The following is a 21,231-nucleotide window of genomic DNA, read 5'->3' on the forward strand; positions in this document are numbered from 1 at the left end:
AACCATGCAGACCATCACTAAAGTTGAAGCACTTGCACGTGCAGCCGCAGTAAAACTCGACACCATTGACGTTGCCCTAGACTTAAGCGGAGCGCCGCAGCTAGAGAATCTCACCTTCCCCAGCCACACTACGCTTCGTTTTGAAACTAACAGTTCGGAAACGTTCATCGATCTGATTGCACAAACCGTAGCCTCCGTTAAAGTAAATGGCACTCCAGCTGTATTTGAGTACAACGGTGCTCGCGTAAATCTTCAAGAACTTCCGGTAAATCAACCATTAGAAGTTGAAATCATCGCTGATTGCAACTACTCAACTACCGGTGAAGGACTCCACCGCTACTTCGATCCAGAAGACGGTAACACCTACCTCTACACTCACTTTGAACCCACCGACGCTCGCCGCGTATTTGCCTGCTTTGATCAGCCCGGAATGAAAGCAAAATGGCAGTTCAGCGTTGTTGCACCAGAAGCATGGGTAGTGCTTTCTAATGCACCTCAAGAATGCACAGCCGCCCTCGAAAATGGAAATAAACTCGTCCACTTCCAACGCACCCTGCCACTGTCTAGCTACATTGCCGCCGTAATCGCCGGAGAATACGCAGAATTCAACGACGGAAACTGGCAGGGCAGTGCTGGTGACGGAAAAGAAGCTGATATTCAACTACGCCTTTTCTGCCGCCAAAGCCTGGCAAAATACTTTGATACTGACGACGTATTCAAACAAACTCGCGCAGGATTCGACTTCTTCCACGCAAACTACGGCTTTACCTACCCATGGGGAAAATACGACCAGATTTACGTGCCCGAATACAATATCGGTGCCATGGAAAACCCCGGATGTGTCACCTTCAATGAAAACTTCATTAGCCGTGATATCCCCTCCACCGCGCATAAGCAGCGTCGCGCCAACGTTATCTTCCACGAAATGTGTCACATGTGGTTCGGAGATCTGGTAACGCCAGCCTGGTGGGATGACCTCTGGCTCAAAGAATCCTTCGCAGACAACCAAGGATCCTTCGGACTAGCTGTAAACACAGAGCATAAAGGAGAATGGGCATCCTTCGCCGCCGGCCGAAAGGAATGGGCATATTTGCAAGACCAACTGCCAACCACTCACCCGATCGCAGCTGATATTCCAGATGTTGAAGCAGCAAAGCACAACTTCGACGGAATTACCTATGCAAAGGGAGCTTCAGTCTTAAAACAGTTGGTAGCTTACGTTGGTGAAAACATATTCTTTGCTGGTGCTCGTAAATACTTCCAAAAACACGCATTCGAGTCAGCGTCCATGCAAGACCTACTTGATGCGCTAACTGAAGCCTTGGCAGAAAACGGCGTTACCGACCGCGATTTAGATACCTGGCAACGTACCTGGATTCATACCTCGAGCCCTTCACACCTGCGTTTAGAAAACCCCGCAGGTGAAAACAACCTGGTTCTCTCACAGCACTGCATTGACGCAACTACCGGGGAAACTGTCCTGCGTCCACACACCTTAAATCTTGGATTCTACGGTGCTACTGGGAACCTCTTGCACAAGCAATCCGTGACTTTAACCGGTGAACGAATCACCGTCGAGTACCCAACTAACCTGGCAGAAGAGAGTTCTTTCATCTTGCCAAATGATGATGACCTTACCTACGCGGTCATTGACCTAGATGAAGATGCTATTGAATACTGTTTAGCAAACCTTTCTGTACTTCCAACTTCGCTTACTCGAGCGATCGTATGGTCCGCACTCTGGGCAGCAGTCCGCAACCTGAAACTTTCCCCAACGGAATACCTCCAGGCGGTTTCAAAGCATTTGCCTAATGAGACCGAGTTCGCTGTCATTAAAGACATTTTGCGTCTCGCTAATCAGGTAATCATGTTCTACCTGCCTGCACAGGTACGAGACAGCTTCGGACTAACTTTTGCTGACGCAATGATTTCTACTATTGAAACTACTGAGAACGCTGATGTTAAGCAAGAGTGGGTAACTCAACTAATGTCCGTATTAGCTAACCTGGGGAAACTCAACTCAGCACAAGCTGAATTCCTTGACAAGGTTGCAACTAATAGCCATCCAAATATTGAAGTGGGCCCAACGCTTACCTGGCTCGCCCGCATTGCGCAAGCTGCGCATGGTTTATTAGATGCTGACCAGATTGCTGCTTTCCTTGCAGATGATCAATCTGGAGAAGCAAAGGTAGCAGCATTGAAAGCTCGTGCTGCAATCCCTAACCGCAACTCCCGCCTCAACTTGTGGGATCAGGTAGTTAATGAGGACCTACCAAATATTCAAGTCTCAGCAATCCTAGAAGGTCTTGCTATCTCCGGGTCTAAACCAGGTGTTGTTGGGCTGGCAGGGGAGTTCTTTGGAACTGTTCTAGATTACTGGCAGACACACTCAATCGGTATGGGCAACCGCTTTGTAAATGGTGGCTACCCATTACACGTCGATGCTTCTAATACAGAAAATACCGATGCGTTACTTTATATCGCGCAGAACTTCTTAGACGCATTCACTGATGCTCCAGCAGCATTACGTCGTTTAATGATCGAAAATAACGACATTCTCAAACTAGCTGTACGTATTCAACGACACTGGAACGATGGAATCCACTAATAAGGCAGATTTGCCTAAAGCGAGCGAAGCAAGCAACAACTATTCCATGGGGTTGCTTACTTCGCTACTTTACGACCCTCTAAACTACGGTTATTCCGCACAAGAGGGAGAAACACCGGCTTCAAGTAGCTATCAAAAATTCTTGGTTTTTATTCTGGCCATTGGCTTAGCGTTCATGTCTACCATTGCTGTGCGGGGACTTTTAGATACTCGTTCAGAAAAGGACTCTACTCACCAGCAATTACTGCAACAGGTTCGCTCTGAAAAAGCTCAGAATCAACGCCTTTTAGAAGAGGTAGAGAAACTTGAAGAAGAAGTGAAAACGGCTGCCACAGCAGATATTCCGCTTCCACAGGTTTCCCAAGAACTATTAGCAGCAGCTCATTTGACGCCAGTAGCGGGACCTGGCATAGTGGCAACCTTATCTGGGGGTAGTAGTGAATCCTCTGATAGCAATATTCAAGATCAAGACATTCGCGTAATAATTAATGAACTTTGGCGTTCAGGTGCTGAAGCCATTGCTATTAATGGGATTAGGGTTGGTCCGCGTACTCCTGTACGCACTGCCGGTTCTAGTGTTTTAGTAAATTTTCAACCGATTGAAGGTCCATACACGATTGAGGCTATTGGGCCTGCAAATGATTTGAACCGAGGGCTGACGCAGGGGAGTACTGGCACTTATTTCTCGGCGCTTTATTCGCAATATGGAATCAGTTTATCGGCTACTAAGAGTTCAAAGTTAAATCTTCCAGCTATGCGTGTCCCACAAATCAACACAGAGAAAATTAACGTTGTTACGGAGGAAAAGAAATGATTGCGATTTTCGGTTTAATCTTCGGTATCGTTTTAGGGTTAATTTTTGATCCAGTTGTGCCATATGCATTGCAGGCTTATCTACCTATCGCCGTAGTCGCTGCAATTGACGCTCTATTTGGTGCTGGGCGTGCTTATTTAGAAGGGAAATTTAATGATCGCGTTTTCATTGTGTCTTTCACCTGGAACGTGATTGTGGCATCGCTACTAGTATTCTTAGGCGTCCAACTGGGCGTCGGAGCTGCAATGACTACTGCAGTGGTAGTGGTTCTAGGAATTCGTATTTTCTCTAACGCAGCAGCAGTGCGCCGAAGCATTTTGGGGGCATAATGAATGAACACAAGAGCGAGGCTCCAGTACTAGTTAGCAAATTTAAAGGATTATTAACTGCAAAGTTTCGTCCTGCCCATCTGCTGGTAGCTTTTTTGTGTTTTGTATTAGGCTGGGCGATGGTTACTCAGATTAAACTGCAGCGTACAGATCCTTTAGATACACTGCAGGAGTCTGAATTGGTGGCTCTGCTTGATCAGCTTTCAGTCTCTGATTCTCAGCTACGTGAAGAGCGTGCTGCTTTAGCTGTTGAAGCTGCTAAGTTGAAGGATGAACGTTCTAAAGTGGAGGCAGCAGAGCAGGCAGTTGCGCGTGAGCGCGAAGCCGCACAGATTGCAGCGGGTGTAGTACCGGTTCAAGGACCTGGCTTAATCATTACAGTGACAGACGCACAGAATAAGGCGCGGGTACAGAATTTCATCACTGTACTGGGAGAGTTGCGGAATTCTGGTGCTGAGGCGGTTTCTTTAAATGGGATTCGCCTTACTGCTTCAACCTATATTGAAAAGAATGGGAACGGCATTTTAGTTTCCGGTCAACCAATTTCGAGTCCGTATATTTGGAAAGTTATTGGGGACGCGGATACGATTCAGCCTGCGATGGAGATTGCTAGGGGAGCGGCCCAGCAGTTGCGTACACGTGGTGCAACTGTATCGTATGAGCGTGCTGAGTTGGTAGAGATTTTAGAAGTAGCGACAGTGAAGCCTAATGAGCATGCAACGACGATTACTGAGAAACCGCGTGGATAAAATTCTGTTTTACGTTTAGACTAGAACCTAAGGCTTAAGCTTTAACCTTAAACCGTGTAAGGAGTTACTAATGACTGAGTTGAATCTTCCTGATCCATCAGAAACAGCGATTTTTGGCGCTTTTGTAGCAACCCCAGAATCCGAGGATTTGTTGACTCCTCAGCCGCTTTCTCCAACTGATCGTGCTGCGGTTGAAGCTCTTCCAGCTGGTTCGGCATTGCTGATTGTACAGCGTGGTCCGAATTCCGGTGCTCGTTTCCTTCTCGATTCAGATCAGATTGTAGCTGGTCGTAGCCCACAAGCTGACATTTTCTTAGACGATGTGACGGTTTCTCGTAAGCACTGCGAATTCCGTGTGCATGAGGGCGGTTTCGCAGTTCGCGATTTGGGCTCCTTGAATGGTACCTATATTAATCGTGAACGCTCCGAGGGCGCTGTGTTACAAGCCGGCGATGAAGTACAAATTGGTAAGTACCGTCTGACCTACCATCCTTCTATTGTTAAGTAAGTTTCTGTTTCCTATCTCTTAATAATCTGTATTTGTCATGTCTAACGCTGTTAAAAAGGTAGAAGAGTCCGTTTCTGAGTCTGTATCTTGGCCTCAGTCAGTTTCCCATGAGCCGATTTACACTATCGGTCAGCTGATTGCTGAGGTGCAGAAAGAATTCCCTGCGCTGTCTCCTTCTAAAATGCGTTATTTGGAAGATACGGGTTTGATTACTCCTTTCCGTTTACCTTCAGGCTATCGTAAGTATTCTTTAGCTGATGTTGAGCGTGTGCGTTACATTTTGGAGATGCAGCGGGATACTTTCACTCCTCTAAAGGTTATTTTGGAAAAGCTCTCCGCTCTTGACTTAGGTCATGAAGTTGAGGCTGTAGTGCCACGCACCCGCGTGGTCGCTGAAAATGGGGTAGTAGCAACTCCAGCTAAAGCGTTTATTTCTGTACGTGAACTCTGCGATCTTACGGGTGTTTCTAAAACTGAGGTGGAAGAATTAACTCAAATTGGTTTAATTGCTCCTGATTTGGCGGGTTATTTCCCCACTCAAACCATTAGGGTAGTGCAGGCGATTTTGAAGTTGAAAGAGATGGGAATTTCCTCTCGTTTGCTTCGTCCAGTTCGCACTTCTGCTGACCGTCATGCGGATCTAATCGAGCAGATTGTGTCACAGACAAGGGCTCGGAATCGTTCAAATGATCGCGAAAAAGCTTATGCGCAGTCACGTGAGTTAGCGGTAGCAGTAACTGAGCTTTACCAAGAGTTGCTGCGAGTTACGGTTGATCGCTTGAATTCTTAATACTTTTGTTTCGTTTTAGGTAACGAAAAAGTCTCAAGTTTAACTTGAAGGTTAGGCACGCCGTGTCTATCGTTGAATAATGCCTTACAACCTCGTAAGGTTTATTTATCAACACCGTGTAAGTAACCTTCAAGGAGCAAACTAATGTCAGAAATCATGCCAACTGAGGCAAGCATGTCCCCAGGTGCTGACGTGCGTCAAGGCATGCTCTTTGGAGACCCTCTAGCAAACTTGGGTCCAGACACTGGTTACCGCGGTAAAGTAGCAGCCCAAGCCGCATCTATTAGCTACCGCCAGTTAGATTACTGGGCACGCACCGGTTTAGTTGAACCATCGATCCGCACCGCACAAGGTTCTGGTTCACAGCGCCTTTATTCATTCAAAGACATCTTGGTGCTAAAAGTAGTTAAACGCCTGCTAGATACTGGCGTATCTCTGCAACAGATTCGCGAAGCGGTAGCACATCTCAAAAACCGTGGGGTAGATGATCTATCTAGCATCACGTTAATGAGTGATGGCGCTTCAATCTACGAGTGCCGTTCACGTGATGAAATGATTGACCTGATTGAAGGTGGTCAAGGTGTATTTGGCATTGCAGTTGGTCGCGTATGGCGTGAGCTGGAAGGTACGCTAGCAGAGCTTCCAACTGAAGACCTTGAAGCTACTCAATTTGTTTTTGATGAGCTGGCAGAACGTCGTCGCGCACAACGTAGCGCTTCTTAAGCTAATTAATCCAAATAGCGTAATGGACTGTGGGGTAGTTACTGAAACTACTCCACATTCTTTTACGTCTCTAAATCTGACATAATGTACATTATCGGATAATAATATAATTTCCTGAAACGACTTTTACCTACGGTTTCAAACAAAAATACATCACTGTATCCGCCCTCGAAAATAATAACTGCAATAATAAAAACGTAAGTTAACAGTCTAAAGAAAGCAGGTCGTCATGGCAGAGCACGCGCTCCGAGGTATGCAGATTGGTTCCAAGTCACTGGAAACCGAAGAAGGAATCGTTTTTGCAGAACGCACCCAAAAACAATATCAGTGCGAAAACGGCCACGTATTCTCAATCACCATGTCTCTTGACGCGGTAGCGCCAGCAAACTGGGAATGCAAATGTGGTGCCGAAGCCGAATTCCTAGGTACCGCAGAACCTGAAGAAGACAAGGTTATTAAACCAGTCCGCACCCACTGGGATATGTTGATTGAACGACGCACCCCTGAAGAGCTGGAAGAACTTCTGCAAGAACAATTAGAAACCCTGCGACGCGGCGAATTGCGTGACGGTATCGCCTACCAGCGCTAAAAACCTAAAAACTCATATGCGAACTCGTACTCGCATATGAGTTTTTTAATTTCACACCTCAAAAATCAAGCTAGATTTCGTCGCTGTGCTAGAAATCTTGTGAAAGCAACCAACAAAACTAAACCCACGAAACCCAGCGTTAAGCTATGTAACAATGCTCCATGCCTTGCTGTAAAAGTTATATTCGTACGGAGCTCAAGTTCAGAAACCGCGAAATCCGCAGTGAAAAGTTCAGTTTGCGCCACCACTTCCCCGTTGCGTGTTACCATGGCGGAAACTCCGTTAGTAGAGATTTGTAAAGCACTACGATCAAACTCGAGTGCGCGCAAACGAACCATCTGAAGCTGTTGTAAAGACTGCGCCGAATGACCAAAACTCGAGTTATTAGTAGGCACAGCTAAGAGCTTTGCCCCATCCAAAACCGGCTCCCGGAAAACACTCTGAAACGCAGCTTCAAAACAAATGCCCGGAGCCAGCAACACCTTTTCATCATTAGATAAAGGCGCTTCCAATAGCGCCGGCTCAGAACCCGCAACAACCTCACCCGCATTAGCACCCAACAGGGAATTAAACGGCCAAAAATCGATGCTTCGCGGAAAAAACTCACCGAAAGGTACAGGATGTTGTTTGGAATAACTATTCCCCAACCTACCAGTGTGAACCCAAACCATCACTTGGTTTTCTAAACCGCGTGGAGTCTGAGAAATCTGACCCGCAATGATAGGAATCTGCTGACTCCGCGCTAAGTTACTAACAGCTTGCCTGGTTTTAAAATCAGTAAACGGATCTAAATCTAGAGCATTCTCACCCCAGAAAATGACCTGCGGTTTAGTAACTTTGCCTGCCCTGACCGCATCTAAAAGTTCCCTGGTTTTAACCACGTGATTATTTAATACCCTACGTGACTGCGCGAAGGTTTCTTTGACAGGTTCCTCAACATTTCCCTGCACTAAAGCAACAGTCAAAAGTTCGTTACTTGGCGCAGAAATAGGTAGAAAAAAGCCACTGTGACAAACTAAAGTAGCAGCTAAAACCAGCGCGAAACCCACACTAAAACGCTTTCTAGCAACCGCAGTTAGTGCTTTATATACCAATAAAGCACTAAAACAGGCTATGAAACCGATTGCCACTTCCCCACCAAAAGGCGCCCAAAAACGCAGCGGTGAATCAACAAGCGGATAAGCAATAAACCCCCAAGGCAGACCCCCAAAAGGAATACTTCCACGAAGTTGTTCCAGACCTACCCACAGCAGGCTCACTAATGCAGCATTAAAGAAAAAACGGAAACGCTCTATCTTTAGCAATCCCACAGAAAGAGCGCTAAAAACCGCCCAAAATAAAGCTTCTACTGCGGATAACAGTGCCCACATAAAATAGGAATCCGTGGAATAAACCAGCCAGTGCATATGCGCAGAAAAGAAAACCAGCCCAGATAAAAAGCCGAATCTAAAACCAGCATCTGCATTAACAGAGTTTAAAACTGCAAACCACAGTGCCAAACCTAAAAATAGGCCCGGCCAAAACCCAACCGGTGGAAACGCCACCCAGATTAACAAGCCAACAAAAACAGCCTTAATCCAGGTGAAAATTTCAAGCACTCTCAGCTAAAGAAACAACCGAGCGACGAATCGCATCCGCTGCATCACGCGCAGTCCACGCCAAATTCGAGTTACGGGTAGCCACACTAATCTGCATCAAAAGATCAATCGTCTGCTTACACCAGCGAACCCAGTCACCGGCCTCTAAATCAGCAGAACTAACTGCAGATGCTAAAGAATCGCCCTTAACCCACCAATACATGGCGTTCACTAAACCAGTTTCCAAAGGCATCGAAGTAGTAGCCTGATGAGCAGATTCAGCACGATTAATATCAAGCATAATACGAGCGGTAGCATTCAAAGCTTGCCCAACCGGTCCATGCGCGCCCTCGGGAATCTCCGGATCCGGAGCATGATCTTTACGCGGTTCGAAAACACACGCACTGACCACAGACGCCAACTGCGCCTCATCCAAATCATCCCAAATGCCAGCCTCTAAACTCAAAGCCACCACCAGGTCACGCTCACCATAAATCGCACGCAACGTATGACCAGCGTCAGTTAAGTCGCTCGCATGCAAACAGCCAAGCTGTTCCAAAACCAGCACAATCTTATCGAAACGCTTCGCCACAGAAGAAGTCTGTTCCTCAACCTGCGATGCCAACTTCTCAAACTCGCGGCGCGCACGCATCCACTGCACAGCATTACGAGCATGCTGATCACGATCAACACAACCATGCACAGGATGGGAACGTACCAGATCCTCAAGCTCAGTAATGCGCAACAACTCATCAGACCGCGCCTGAGACTTAAGGCGACGCGGCTTACCTAAACGTCCCTTAGAACGCTGGATACCGACCTCAGTACCAATCTCTGCCTGGAATCGGCGAACATTACGCAAATACTCTTTACGCAAACGCATTGAGCCGACAATCGAAAAACCATGTGGGAAATGCGCCGATGAAACCATCTGCATTCGCCCATCAGCAAACACAACCTGAAGCTGAGGATTCTTCTCCCCCGGACGTGCTGGCTTAGTCACTACTCCATCCCCACCGCGACGACGGCCCGCGACAGAAATAACGTCGCCTGGTTGCAAAGAGCGTAGAAGCTTCTCAACCTCGTGACCAAGCTGTAAAGACTTGCGTTTAGACGACTGCTTTTGCAGGAAAGTTAGCTCTTCACGAGCGGCGAAATACTCCAGAGCATCTCCCAGGTGGCATGAGACACTTGGAGCAAGTTTATCCATTTGTTGCTGTGCGCGCTTCGCATCAACAGCCAAACCAACAACTTTACGGTCAGCTTGGAACTGAGCAAAACACTCATCCATAACTTCACGGGCCGAAGCCAAATCTCCCGTAGAAGCCAAGTTCGCAACCATGTTATAAGTTGGGCGGAAAGCCGAAACCAACGGATAAGTACGCTTTGAAGCTAAAGAGGCAACTAACTCAGGTTCATGGTCATCCTGCCATACCACCAGGGCATGGCCTTCGACATCGATACCGCGGCGCCCCGCTCGCCCCGTTAGCTGTGTGTATTCACCAGCTGATAAAGGTACTTTTGCAATGCCATTCCACTTGCGTAATGCTTCTAGAACTACTGTGCGCGCAGGCATATTGATGCCTAAAGCTAAGGTTTCAGTTGCAAAAACTACTTTTACAAGCCCCAGGGTGAAAAGCTTCTCAACAACTTCTTTCATGAAAGGCAAGAGCCCCGCGTGGTGGGCTGCCACCCCAGCTTCTAACGCCATTTGCCAAGTGTTAATGCGAAGTACCGAAAGATCTTCACCTTGTAAGGCATAAAGAGCTTCATCTACGATTTTGCGAATCTGTTTACGTTCTTTCTCACTGGTGAGAGTGATTCCCGCTCCAATAATCTGTTCGACGGCATCTTCACAGGCAGAACGAGAAAAAATAAAGTAGATAGCTGGTAGCAAACGCGCGCGGTCTAGAGAAATTACCACTTCCGGACGCGTAGTTTTCCGAGGGCGTTTTTGCGTATCTCGCATGCGGCGTCCACCCGCTAAATGTCGTTCGTTCTGGCGGAAATTTCGAGAGGTTATCCCCCGCTGTTTAGAAATTGCAGTGCGCAGTTGAGGATTAATAAATTTCGTTTCATCTTCGGCGTATAAGTCGATGATGTCTCGTCCCACCATCATATGCTGGTATAGTGGCACTGGACGTTTTTCTGAAACAATGATGTCGCAGCCCGAACGTACTGAATCAATCCAGTTGCCGAACTCTTCCGCGTTAGAAACAGTTGCGGAAAGGGCGACTATTTGCACGTGTTGTGGGGCGTGGATGATTACTTCTTCCCACACGGGCCCGCGGAAACGGTCAGCTAAATAGTGGACTTCATCAAGTACGATAGCCCGTAAATCCGTCAGGTCGCGTCCTTGGTAAATCATGTTACGAGCGACTTCAGTAGTCATCACGATTAGGGGTGCGTCGCCGTTAATGGCAACGTCACCGGTAAGTAAGCCTACCTGTTCATCACCATATTTTTCGCAAAGTTCCCTGTATTTCTGGTTTGAAAGAGCTTTAATAGGGGTTGTGTAAAAGGCTCGTTGCCCACAGCTTAAAGCCATATGTAGAGCAAATTCTCCTACCATGGTTTTACCTGCACCGGTGGGGGCCGCGACCAGCACGTTATGGCCGTTTTCGACTGACTCCATACCTTGCATTTGGAAGTCGTCTAAAAAGAAATCTAGTTCGGCTGCAAATGTGGCGCGCTCAGTTTTATCGTATTTGGCGCGTTGCTTAGCTAAACGGTAGCGTTGTGCAGCAGAAAGTTCATCAGTTTCGGGGTTAAAAACTGATTCAGAGTTTTTACCGCGGTGGCGGCGACGGCGGGTCAAATAGACTCCTCTTCTTCTATCTCACGTGTATCAGAATCGTACTTTGCAAGAACAGCGTCTAACTCAGCTTCTTCTTTAGCTAAGCGTTTGTCACGGCGTTTATCGTGAAATATGGCGATTCCCACGGCAATAAAGAAAAGTAGGCAAAGGAATAACGCTTGGAATGTCATAGTCCATGGGTCTGGCAACGGATTTGCGAGGGCGGCAAAAGTAAAGGCAATAGCCACTGCCCAACGCCAGTATTTAAGGAAAGTTTCCCCACGCACAATATTCATAAAGTTTAAGGCAACCATAGCGAGAGGCACTAGGAAAGAAACCCCAAAGACTACAACCAGACGCATGTAGAAACTAAAGTAAACGCCTGCTTGCATCAATGTTACTGAAGATTCCGGAGCAAAGGACGTGAGGATCTCTACGGCATGTGGCATGATCCAAATGCCAGTAGCTGCCCCCAGTAAAAAAAGAAAAGCACCAGAAAAAGTAAAACCTAAAATATAGCGTTTTTCGTTTTTATGTAAGGCTGGTGCGACATAAGCCCAAATCTGGTAAAGCCACCAGGGAGTTCCCAGGATTAATCCAGTGAACATCGAAATGCGGAGCTTTAAGTCGAAAGCCGCTGATACCGTTTCGAAGTTAAGCTCAGCGCGTCGCCCAAGAGCGCGTAAATCAACCAGGGGTTGCGCCATGAAGTTAAAAACATATGGGTAAATAAACCAGCCTACGATGGTGAGTAGGAAGATTCCCGCCAACGCGTAGATTAATCGCTGGCGGGCTTCCCGAAGGTGATCAGCAAGTGGCATTACGCCATCTGGATCAACTGTCTTTTTAATACCCATAGATTAGTTTTACTAAAGACTCAGTTTTCTTCAGAGGTTGGTTCAACAGCTGGCTTTGGAGCAGGAACTGACTCTACCTTCATGTCGTCTTCGGTTAGTTCCTTCATTTCCTTCTTCAGAACCTTAGCGGACTTACCGACGTTCTTAGCAATTTCTGGCAGCTTAGAAGCGCCAAAGAGCAGAACCAAAACGACGATGAGAACAAAAATATGCCATGGTTTAAAAGCGCCTGCGAATAAAAGCATCGTTACTCCTAAAAAGATTTAGCCCAACATTTCCGTGTCATTTAATAGTTTAAGGCATTCCGTGCGTTTTCGCAGATAAGAGATCATACATCTCAATAAGTGACTGTGCTTTAGTGCGGGTTGTGCGCACAATCCCTGAATTATTAACATCATGCAACAAATCTGCATACAGCAGTAGTTGGGTCTCTAACCAGCTTTCGTCATAGATTCTTAAAGTTAAGGTTGCGCTGTCTTCGAGCTCCTGTAAATCCACGGCAGCATCTTTTAAATCTTCCGGTACTTGTTCAAGCTGCACTGTCACGCGAGGGTTACGCGTACGTTTTTGCGCCATCTGGGGAATTTCAACCGGGTCACCTGGTTGAAGTCGAAGAATTCTATCAACGCGGAAGTGACGTAGTTCCCCTGCCTTTAAACAATAGGCTTTAACTAAAAGATGTTTGCCAACGCGGTTTACTTCAACAGGAATAATCTCACGTTCGGAATGTACTTTTTGCAGAGATAGATATTCAATCCAGACGGAATGCTGATTGCTGATAGCTTCTAGTAAAGCCTGGCAGTAGATATTCAGTTCTTCAGAGGCTATAACCTGCACTGAATCCATGGAAGTATTTAACTTATAGTGGTTAATTAACTTAATCTTTAAGGCTTTACATAGCTGTCGTTCAGTCTCCCCCAACTGCGGTTCTAAAAGGCTTAATCCTACTACCAGGGCATATGCTTCAAACTGATTAAACTCCAAAACCGCATCAAAAACTGGTGTATCGGTAAAATCAACAATCCCTTCCTCTTCTAACAATTCGAAATCAAGACGAGGTATCGCATCATAATCCAACTCTGGAATATCAATCATCGTTAAATCAACTAAAAGCTGCCGTAGCTCAGCCGGCTTCATCTCAAAAGCCGCAGCGAGTTCCTCTAAGGGCACGCCCTCACGAAGTTGCACGTAGTCAAAGATTGAAAAAATCCCCGTCAACTTATCCTGTAACTTGATTGCCATTACTGCAGCTTACCTTTCTCAACGAACTGACCATCTGCATCAGTACGTTCTAAAAACTCACTACAGAGTTGTTTAATCCGCTCACTTAAAACTAGTGGCTCAACAACTAAAACCTGAGATCCTAGTTCAAAACAACGCTCCAGCCACTGCATCGCTGTAGCGGGGTTGCCCCGCCAATATGAGTATCCTGAAACGCCCTCGGGAATCTCTGGTAAGCCAGCAGAAGTCTCATAACGGACTGCCCATAAGCCAGCCTGCTTAGCAACTGTTTCAGAAACTAACAACAGCGGAGAAAACTTCTGCACTCCCCGATCATCATTTTTAAACGCAAGTTCAGCTGCAGAAACTAGCTCAGGTTCAGCAACCTCCAAAATCCCCACGCAAGAACCCATCCGGCTTAAACGAAATACGCGTAACTCAGCTTTAAAAACATCAAAAGCACGCAAATACAAACTACTATTCTCAGCAAAAACTTCAAGTGGCAATACACGGCGTATCTGCGCAACGTCATCCTTAAGCTTCCGATAAGAAAACTCCACCAAACGCTTCTCAGTTAAAGCCGCTAATAAATCTAAAACCTGCGACAATCCAGAAATCTGATCCTTAACTGCCGGTAAATCGCTCACCCCAATCGCATTTACTTTATGTTTAAAAGCTCGGGCACTGTCACTGAAATCCTCGGCTCCGAACCAGATACTAGCTGCATTGAACAACAGACTACGTTCCGCCAGATTCAGCTTCAAGCTACGATTTTCAGTCTTAGGTAGACGATAAACTGATTCCGTACTGCTTAGATCAATAACTTCAAGAACAACGCCGAGGTCGCGGATGACTTCCTTATCGCGCTCAAAACTGCGTTCTGCCGCGTCTCCCATTTGCTGGTAGGCGGGAATAACGTTGAAAATCTGCTGTCGCGTAAGCCCTCTGGGGAAGGATTGTAGCGTCACCATGAGGGTAAAAACACGCACGTCGCCCTTGATTTTGTCACTCATAGGTTCAGTTTAACGCGAATCCGGTGGGTTTCCGGGTATGCTTACGGTGTGATGCAAAGAAATGCGGTTGTAACCGAGATTAAACGCCAATGGGCGGATGTCGTACAATTTCAGGCAGAAATTACTGAGGCGCCACATGATGCAGGGCTATTTTTGCCCGGAGAATCCCTACGCGGGATTGCCTACATTTCCTTAGTTGGCCCTGTAAATGTGGGCGACAAGGTTCGTCTGGAAGTGTCAGTTCTCGCGAAGAAGCTGGGTACGGGTGGGGACGCTTCTACTCTTTCTGTGGAGTCTTTACCTGCGGATAGTCTTCCTGAAATTGGGCATGTGATGAAGGCGCGTTACACTCCGCATCAGTTAATGGTTTTGGGCGCGGAGGAAGAGGATTCTCCGTACCGCGCGCAGATTCAGGCTTGTGATTCTTTGGATGGTACGCCGGTGATTGTTGCGGATTTGCATTCGGCAGTTCCGGCGATTGTTGCGGGAATTCATTCTGTTCACGAGGGCGCCCGTATTACCTATATTCAAGATGACACTGCTGCCCTGCCTCTGGGCTATTCCATGGCGTTAGCACAGATGCGTGAAAATGGGGCTTTAACTGCGACGGTTTCTTCCGGTCAGTGTTTTGGCGGGGACTTTGAAGCCGCTTCAATGCCTTCTGCGTTGCTGGTTGCTAAGGCAGTGACCAATCCTGATTATATTGTGGTTTCTCAAGGTCCAGGGAACCTAGGCACTGGCGTTAAGTGGGGTTTTTCTGGAGTTAATGCGGCTAGCACAATGAATATTGCCTCTGTTTTGGGTGGCAAAGTTTATGGGGTTGTGCGGGCGTCAGAAGCAGATGAAAGACCACGTCATCGTGGTATTTCGCACCACAGTGTTTCCGTACTTAATGAGTTGACTTTGGTACCGGTAATTCTGCCTGTCCCTGCTCTGCCATCAGACCAGGATCCGTTAACCGCTAAGCTTTTTAACTCGCGCCTAGCCGAACTTTCCATTAAGCATCAGGTAATTAGCGTTCCGGTCGAAGACTGTCGCCTAGCATTAGTGAATCCTCCGGCAGCATTACGAACTATGGGACGTTGTTTAGAAGAAGACGAGTTAGCTTTCACCACTGCAGCTGCCGCAGGAATCTACGCGGCGAGCCACTGAAGTTCCCAGTAGGTTTACCGACCTTGTTAGTATCTGCGTGCGACTTGAGCTCGCGCGCAGGAGAAACGCGGGAGTTGCGATTCCCGCGCAGGAGAAACATAGGAACTCATGTTCCCGCGTTTACAAACGATCCGTCAAACTCCCTGGTTGTCTGCTGATAAAGAGCATCAGGATCTTTACACAAGCCACTATTTCGCGCCACGTTAGGATCGCTAGTGGTTGGCTGGCAGGGCCTGGTCGGGCTTCGACAAGCGAAGCGAGGAGCGGGCGGGCCAGCCAACCACTAGCGAGACACTACAAATACTCGTTAGTCACAGCTGTATCAATACGAACTTTTGAACCTAATACCCCATCGAGGGTGCCCAAGAAGTCAGCCATCTTCTGCCATTTCTCAATATCTTGAGTGAAGTCTACTTTACCGTTTGGCGCAAACAATAGGTTTGTGGCTTTGATGGTTTCTAATGCAGCTTTTTCTGCTTCCGGAGTGTTTAGGTTGGTGTCATAGACCTTTGTAGCTTCTACTGCGGTTTGTGGGTTGTCTACTGACTTTTGCATTCCGTTTTTGAGTGCTTTAAGAACTTGTTTCAGCTCGTCTGGGTGAGTTTTTGCAAACTCTGAGGTGGTAACAATGTTTGCGCTAAGAAGTGGCAGCTCACCTGCAGATAGCTCGATTTCTTTGACTTTTTCACCGGCTAGGTTGAACTGTACGGTGTCGTTGTTGGTGAACCCTACTACTGCGTCGACTTGGTTGGTGCGCAGCGCGGCTAGTTGTGTGTAGCCGATTGACTGTATTTTCAGATCGGTTTTACTTAGGTTTGCTTCTTTAAGTGCTGCTTGGAGTGCGAACCAGTTTGAACCGTATTCTCCGGGCAGGCCAACTGTTTTGCCTTTGAGGTCGCTGATGGAGTTAATCGTGGAGTCTTCTTTAACGATAATTTTTACTGGGTATTTGGAGTAGTAGGTTCCCACAGAGATTAGGTCTAGTCCGTTGGAGCGGGCTTGTAGCATTTCATCGGCGGTTGCGATTACGAGGTTTTCTTCGCCGGCGAGTAGTGCGGTAAAGAGTCCTTCATCAGCGCCGTGGTGGCGTAGTTCGACGTTTAGTTCACTTGGGAAAAGGTCTTTTTCTTTCGCGATGTAGGATGGTGCGAACTGAATGCTGGGGATATATGTGTGTCCGATTACGATTGGTTCTTTGACTTCTTTTCCAGTGGTTTCTTCTTGAGTTTGTGCTGGTTCTTGGAAGTCGAATTGTTCGGCGTGGTTTTGTGCTGGTTGTGAGCAGGCGCCGAGTAGCAGAGCGCTGGCGATGATTGGTAGCCAGGTTTGGCTATGTGTTTTCATTTTTCCTCGCTTATGTTTCACCGGTTTATTTTTGTGCGTCGTTCGGTGTAGTAGATTACGGAGTAGAACGACATTGCCAGCGTGCAAAGAAGCGCAATCGTTACGAACATGCCGATGGTGTCGACAGCGTTTCGCTGTGCTGTGAGGATGGCTCCTAGGCCGTTTCCTCCCATGACTAGTTCGCCTACGACGGCACCCGTCACTGAGAGTGTGAATCCGTTTCTGAATCCACCAAGAATTGATGGGAGTGCGAGGGGCACTTCCATGTTGCGAAGCAAGGTCCAGCCGGAGGCTCCGTCGAGGACGGCTGCTTCAAGTACTTCTTGGTCTAGGTGTCTGAAACCAACGGTGGTGCTTACTAGGATTGGGAAGAATACTAGTAGTGAGCACAGCGCGACGATAGGTAGTAATCCGTAGCCGAGCCAGAGTACCAGCAGTGGTGCCAGGGCAATGGCGGGGATTGCTTGGGTTGCTCCTAGGAATGGTTCTACTGCGGCTGCGATGAGGCGTCGCCGGTAGATTAAGTACGCTAATGGTAGCGCTACCCCTGCGCCGAGTAGGGATCCTAGGATTGCAGTTAGGAGAGTTACTGCGGTTGCTGACCAAATCTGCGGTCTTTGCAGTTCAATCAACAGTCGGTTCCAGAAATCTTGTGGTGACGGTAGTATCCATTCGGCTACCTCAAGGTAGTTGGTTAGCGCCCACCATCCGAGGATTAGACTGCCTAAGAAGGTGAGGGATGCCAAGGTTTGTGCCCAGGTGGGCAACGGTTGCCGGTGGCGGTTCACTTTAGACAATTGAATAACCTCGGGTCGATTTACATTTTCAGTGTCGAGTTCCGAGGTACGAAAAGCATGTAGCGTATGTTTTCACGCCATATGTAGAGCTTCTCCCATCCGGACTTTAACCGTCGGTACTGGAGTTTCACCAGTTCAACCGCCTAAGCGGGTCGCGGACTTTAACCGCCGGTTCGGACTTTCACCGACCCCGAAGCTGACTTAATTATGATAGCTTACTTTTCTTTAGTGCATGCACCCATTCGCCATGGAACGTAGTACTTCTACTTCTTCGTAAGCGTCTGCAGCGCGGAATACTGCTGATCCGGCTACGAATACGTCTGCTCCTGCTTCTGCAGCGCGTTCAATAGTCGCCCTCGAAATTCCGCCATCAACCTGGATAGCCAGGTCAATCTGGCGGGTGTTGGCGGCTTCGCGAACGCGTCGGATTTTAGCAATTTGTGATTCGAGGAAGGCTTGTCCGCCGAATCCGGGTTCGACGGTCATCACTAAAATCATATCGAATTCGTGTAGGAGGTCTACGTAGTCGTGGATATCAGTAGTGGGTTTGAGACCTAATCCGGCTTTAGCTCCGAGCCTACGGAGTTCGCGGGCAAGGCGGATGGGCGCGTGAGCGGCTTCCGCGTGGAAGGTTACTGAAGCTGATCCGGCTTCAGCGTATGCGGGTGCCCAGCGATCTGGGTCGGCAATCATGAGGTGTGCGTCCACGGGGAGGATATTTTTGGCAATGACGGCTTCTACTACTGGGAGCCCCCAGGTGAGGTTGGGGACGAAGTGGTTATCCATGATGTCTACGTGCGCGTAGTCTGCGTTGCGAATCTTTGTGAGTTCTCCGGTGAGGTCTGCAATGTCGCAGTTCAGGATTGATGGGGAGATAACGGCAGGTTTGCTAGCAGCTGTGTCGTGGGAGTGGCTCATGACTTTACCTTTCGGATTAAGTTACTTTACCTTCTGGATTAAGCACAAAAACATGGCGTCGGTGGTGTGCAGGTGTGGCCAGAGTTGCACTGAGTTTCCGTTGCCAATAGGGGTGGCTGAAAGTTCGATTTCTGACATGGAAACTTTTTCAACCGCGGCTTTGGAATCAAGGATTTTAATATCGTCTCGACCTGCGATTCGCTGAATTTGTTTTACAGTTTCGCTTTCGTGCGGGGAACAGGTGATATAGGCCAGTACCCCATCTTTTTCGAGGGCGTCGATTCCAGCTTCCAGTAGTTCTGCCTGTAGTTTTATTAGTCCGTTGAGGTCGTTTGGCTGGCGGCGCCAACGTGATTCTGGTCGACGACGTAATGCGCCTAAGCCTGAGCAGGGGGCATCGAGTATGATTCGACTAAATTTCCCTTTTTCGGCGATTTTACGTCCGTCTCCGACGATGACTTCGACGTTATCGAACTCGCGTACGGTTTGTTCTACCAGGTGTGCGCGGTGCGCTGAAACTTCGTTGGCTAGTAGAGTTGCACCGGCTAGCTGAGCATAGGCTGCAACTAATCCAGCTTTACCGCCGGGGCCGGCGCACATGTCCAGCCACTTGCCGTTGTCGTTTGCTAGGTCTAGTTCTGCGAGTGCTGATGCAACCAGCTGTGAGCCTTCGTCCTGAACTGCAGCTGCGCCGTGGCATACGGCAGCTAGTTTACCTGGGTCGCCGTGGGTAATGGCAACGGACCATTCAGAATATGCACCTGGAGCTACTTCTGCGTCTAGGTAGCGTTCAGCATCATCGGCGAGTTCTACTGGCAGAATCTGACCTGGGCGAGCACACAACATTACCTTGGGGTTATCGTTATCTGCTTTTAACAGCGCAGTTAGTTCTTTTGGATTTCGGCCGTGTGCTTGCAGCGCTTGTGCGAATGCACGCACAATCCACTCTGGGTGAGAGTAGAGGACGGATACGCGGGTAACGTTTGCGTCAATGGTTTTAATGCGGCGTTCCCACTCCCCTGGTGTGTGTTCAACCATTGCGCGGGCAACACCGTTTACAAACTTTTCAACTCCGAAACCGGCAACGTGTTTGGTGAGTTCCACGGATTCGGCAACTGCAGCGTGATCAGGTACGCGTAAATGTAGAATCTGGTGCGCGGTGAGTCGCAAAATAGCGCGCACTTCAGGGTCAAGGTCAGCGATTTTCTTCGGCATGCACTGTTCAATAACCCAGTCTACGCGGGCGAGGTTACGAAGCGTACCGTAGACGAGTTCAGTTGCAAAGGACGCATCGCGACTGTCCAGGTTGGCCTCTGTAATCGCCTTAGGTAAAACGATATTCGCGTAAGCATCCTCAACGTCTACTTTCAGTAGAGTTTCAAATGCGACGGTGCGAGCTTTGGAAACTCGAGCTTGTTTGGAACGCCCTCGGGAATCATTTCGTGAGCCACCGGAAAAGCCGCGGTTCTTCTTAAAATCTGCCATTACGCGCCCTCAACCGCTCCTAAAATCATATTTTCTTCTAAACGAGCACCGCGTGCCCAAGCTGCTGCTTCCATTTGGTTTTTACCAGCGGGAGCAACTGCTAAAAGTTCTAATACTCCATCTGCAGTGCCAACCCAAACCTGCTTCTTCGTCGCATGCACCTGACCGGGCTGTAACGCTACCGGACAATCTGCAGCTACTTGGGTTCGCAGTACTTTCAAACGTTTCCCGTCCGGCAGCTCCGTGAACGCTGCGGGAGTTGGCGCGCAAGCACGAACCTGATTGTGAAGTACTCGCGCAGACTTCATGAAATCTAACGCAAGGTCAGCTTTGGAAAGCATATGCGCATAGGTCACGCCATCTTCAACCTGTGGGGTGGCAGCTGCCGTACCTGCAGTAATCGCGTCAACTACCGAAACCACGTCTGGTGCACCAGATTCAGCTAGGCTAGCAAGCAAATCACCTGCATTTACCTGCTCATCAATAGCAACCTGACGTGAGAAGAAGACAGGTCCAGTGTCTAAGCCAGCCTCAAGCTGGAAAATATTAACGGCCGTAGTCTGGTCGCCAGCTTCAATCGCACGTTGCACCGGAGCTGCCCCACGCCAGCGAGGCAAATCAGAAAAATGCAGGTTTACCCAACCGTGTTTTGGCATATCTAAAACGTGCTGGGGAATAATCGCGCCATATGCGACAACAACCCCCAGGTCTGCATTTAGACTTGCGACCTTTGATTGGATTTCCTCACCTCGTAAAGAGTCAGCTTCCAAAACATTTAGACCGTGCTCGGTTGCCCAAGCGCCTACTTCTGAAGGAATCAGCGTTTTACCGCGGCCCTTTGGCTTAGCACTGCGCGTAATCACCGCGACGACTTCATGTGGGGAATCAACGAGAGCTTGCAAGGTGGGCACTGCCACCTGCGGAGTACCTGCAAAAATAATCTTCACAGGCCCAGTTTAC

At 48.2% G+C, this 21,231-nt stretch carries 20 protein-coding genes and 1 riboswitch; of the genes, 9 read left to right on the top strand and 11 right to left on the bottom strand.

Annotated features, from left to right (window positions below):
• The first annotated feature begins 4 nt into the window (after positions 1-4).
• From pepN to HMPREF0044_RS00545, 8 genes are all read left to right on the top strand, one after another.
• A complete protein-coding gene (gene pepN / locus HMPREF0044_RS00510) occupies positions 5-2,608 on the top strand; it encodes an aminopeptidase N (protein ID WP_006546133.1) in 2,604 nt (867 codons plus the stop codon).
• Entirely contained in the window at positions 2,595-3,422 is an 828-nt protein-coding gene (locus HMPREF0044_RS00515; RefSeq protein WP_006546134.1) for a DUF881 domain-containing protein, read from the top strand. The genes pepN and HMPREF0044_RS00515 overlap by 14 nt, the downstream gene beginning before the upstream one ends.
• Positions 3,419-3,751, top strand: a complete 333-nt coding sequence (locus HMPREF0044_RS00520; RefSeq protein WP_006546135.1) for a small basic family protein — start codon at positions 3,419-3,421, stop codon at positions 3,749-3,751. Before HMPREF0044_RS00515 ends, HMPREF0044_RS00520 begins: the two co-directional genes overlap by 4 nt.
• A complete protein-coding gene (locus HMPREF0044_RS00525) occupies positions 3,751-4,500 on the top strand; it encodes a DUF881 domain-containing protein (protein ID WP_006546136.1) in 750 nt (249 codons plus the stop codon). The genes HMPREF0044_RS00520 and HMPREF0044_RS00525 overlap by 1 nt, the downstream gene beginning before the upstream one ends.
• A gap of 70 nt (positions 4,501-4,570) precedes the next feature.
• The gene (locus tag HMPREF0044_RS00530) at positions 4,571-5,008 is read left to right on the top strand and encodes an FHA domain-containing protein (protein ID WP_006546137.1); all 438 of its coding nucleotides are present in this window, start codon (positions 4,571-4,573) and stop codon (positions 5,006-5,008) included.
• Between the two features lie 37 nt (positions 5,009-5,045).
• The gene (gene ftsR, locus HMPREF0044_RS00535) at positions 5,046-5,798 is read left to right on the top strand and encodes a transcriptional regulator FtsR (protein WP_006546138.1); all 753 of its coding nucleotides are present in this window, start codon (positions 5,046-5,048) and stop codon (positions 5,796-5,798) included.
• A gap of 144 nt (positions 5,799-5,942) precedes the next feature.
• Entirely contained in the window at positions 5,943-6,521 is a 579-nt protein-coding gene (locus HMPREF0044_RS00540; RefSeq protein WP_006546139.1) for a MerR family transcriptional regulator, read from the top strand.
• Positions 6,522-6,750: 229 nt separating this feature from the next.
• Positions 6,751-7,110, top strand: a complete 360-nt coding sequence (locus tag HMPREF0044_RS00545) for an RNA polymerase-binding protein RbpA (RefSeq protein ID WP_006546140.1) — start codon at positions 6,751-6,753, stop codon at positions 7,108-7,110.
• Positions 7,111-7,175: 65 nt separating this feature from the next.
• Here HMPREF0044_RS00545 and lnt read toward each other — a convergent pair whose 3' ends face one another.
• Genes lnt through HMPREF0044_RS00575 form a run of 6 tightly spaced genes read right to left on the bottom strand, consistent with a single transcriptional unit; the run spans position 7,176 to position 14,575 of the window.
• Entirely contained in the window at positions 7,176-8,708 is a 1,533-nt protein-coding gene (gene lnt, locus HMPREF0044_RS00550) for an apolipoprotein N-acyltransferase (protein WP_006546141.1), read from the bottom strand.
• Positions 8,701-11,505, bottom strand: coding sequence for a DEAD/DEAH box helicase (locus HMPREF0044_RS00555; RefSeq protein WP_006546142.1), 2,805 nt, complete (start codon positions 11,503-11,505; stop codon positions 8,701-8,703). The genes lnt and HMPREF0044_RS00555 overlap by 8 nt, the downstream gene beginning before the upstream one ends.
• Positions 11,502-12,341, bottom strand: coding sequence for a twin-arginine translocase subunit TatC (gene tatC, locus HMPREF0044_RS00560; RefSeq protein WP_006546143.1), 840 nt, complete (start codon positions 12,339-12,341; stop codon positions 11,502-11,504). Before tatC ends, HMPREF0044_RS00555 begins: the two co-directional genes overlap by 4 nt.
• A gap of 20 nt (positions 12,342-12,361) precedes the next feature.
• Positions 12,362-12,586, bottom strand: a complete 225-nt coding sequence (gene tatA, locus HMPREF0044_RS00565; RefSeq protein ID WP_006546144.1) for a twin-arginine translocase TatA/TatE family subunit — start codon at positions 12,584-12,586, stop codon at positions 12,362-12,364.
• Between the two features lie 49 nt (positions 12,587-12,635).
• Positions 12,636-13,583, bottom strand: a complete 948-nt coding sequence (locus tag HMPREF0044_RS00570; protein ID WP_006546145.1) for a helix-turn-helix transcriptional regulator — start codon at positions 13,581-13,583, stop codon at positions 12,636-12,638.
• Positions 13,583-14,575: a helix-turn-helix transcriptional regulator gene (locus tag HMPREF0044_RS00575; protein WP_006546146.1), complete on the bottom strand. Its 993-nt coding sequence runs from the start codon at positions 14,573-14,575 to the stop codon at positions 13,583-13,585. Before HMPREF0044_RS00575 ends, HMPREF0044_RS00570 begins: the two co-directional genes overlap by 1 nt.
• A gap of 51 nt (positions 14,576-14,626) precedes the next feature.
• Between HMPREF0044_RS00575 and HMPREF0044_RS00580 the strand changes: the two genes are divergently transcribed.
• Positions 14,627-15,727 (top strand): DUF3866 family protein, encoded by a 1,101-nt coding sequence (locus HMPREF0044_RS00580; protein WP_006546147.1) that lies wholly within the window; start codon positions 14,627-14,629, stop codon positions 15,725-15,727.
• Between the two features lie 294 nt (positions 15,728-16,021).
• Here the strand turns inward: HMPREF0044_RS00580 and HMPREF0044_RS00585 are convergent, their stop codons facing one another.
• From HMPREF0044_RS00585 to fmt, 5 genes are all read right to left on the bottom strand, one after another.
• Positions 16,022-17,071: an ABC transporter substrate-binding protein gene (locus tag HMPREF0044_RS00585; RefSeq protein WP_141553789.1), complete on the bottom strand. Its 1,050-nt coding sequence runs from the start codon at positions 17,069-17,071 to the stop codon at positions 16,022-16,024.
• 17 nt (positions 17,072-17,088) lie between these two features.
• Positions 17,089-17,868 (bottom strand): ABC transporter permease, encoded by a 780-nt coding sequence (locus tag HMPREF0044_RS00590; RefSeq protein ID WP_245528801.1) that lies wholly within the window; start codon positions 17,866-17,868, stop codon positions 17,089-17,091.
• Between the two features lie 83 nt (positions 17,869-17,951).
• Positions 17,952-18,070, bottom strand: a riboswitch (FMN riboswitch).
• 23 nt (positions 18,071-18,093) lie between these two features.
• Positions 18,094-18,786 (bottom strand): ribulose-phosphate 3-epimerase, encoded by a 693-nt coding sequence (gene rpe, locus HMPREF0044_RS00595; protein ID WP_006546150.1) that lies wholly within the window; start codon positions 18,784-18,786, stop codon positions 18,094-18,096.
• A gap of 21 nt (positions 18,787-18,807) precedes the next feature.
• On the bottom strand, positions 18,808-20,271 hold the full coding sequence (locus HMPREF0044_RS00600; protein ID WP_006546151.1) for a transcription antitermination factor NusB: 1,464 nt from the start codon (positions 20,269-20,271) through the stop codon (positions 18,808-18,810).
• Entirely contained in the window at positions 20,271-21,218 is a 948-nt protein-coding gene (gene fmt / locus HMPREF0044_RS00605) for a methionyl-tRNA formyltransferase (RefSeq protein WP_006546152.1), read from the bottom strand. Before fmt ends, HMPREF0044_RS00600 begins: the two co-directional genes overlap by 1 nt.
• Positions 21,219-21,231 lie beyond the last annotated feature (13 nt).

Source organism: Gleimia coleocanis DSM 15436, assembly GCF_000159015.1.
Classification (GTDB): domain Bacteria; phylum Actinomycetota; class Actinomycetes; order Actinomycetales; family Actinomycetaceae; genus Gleimia; species Gleimia coleocanis.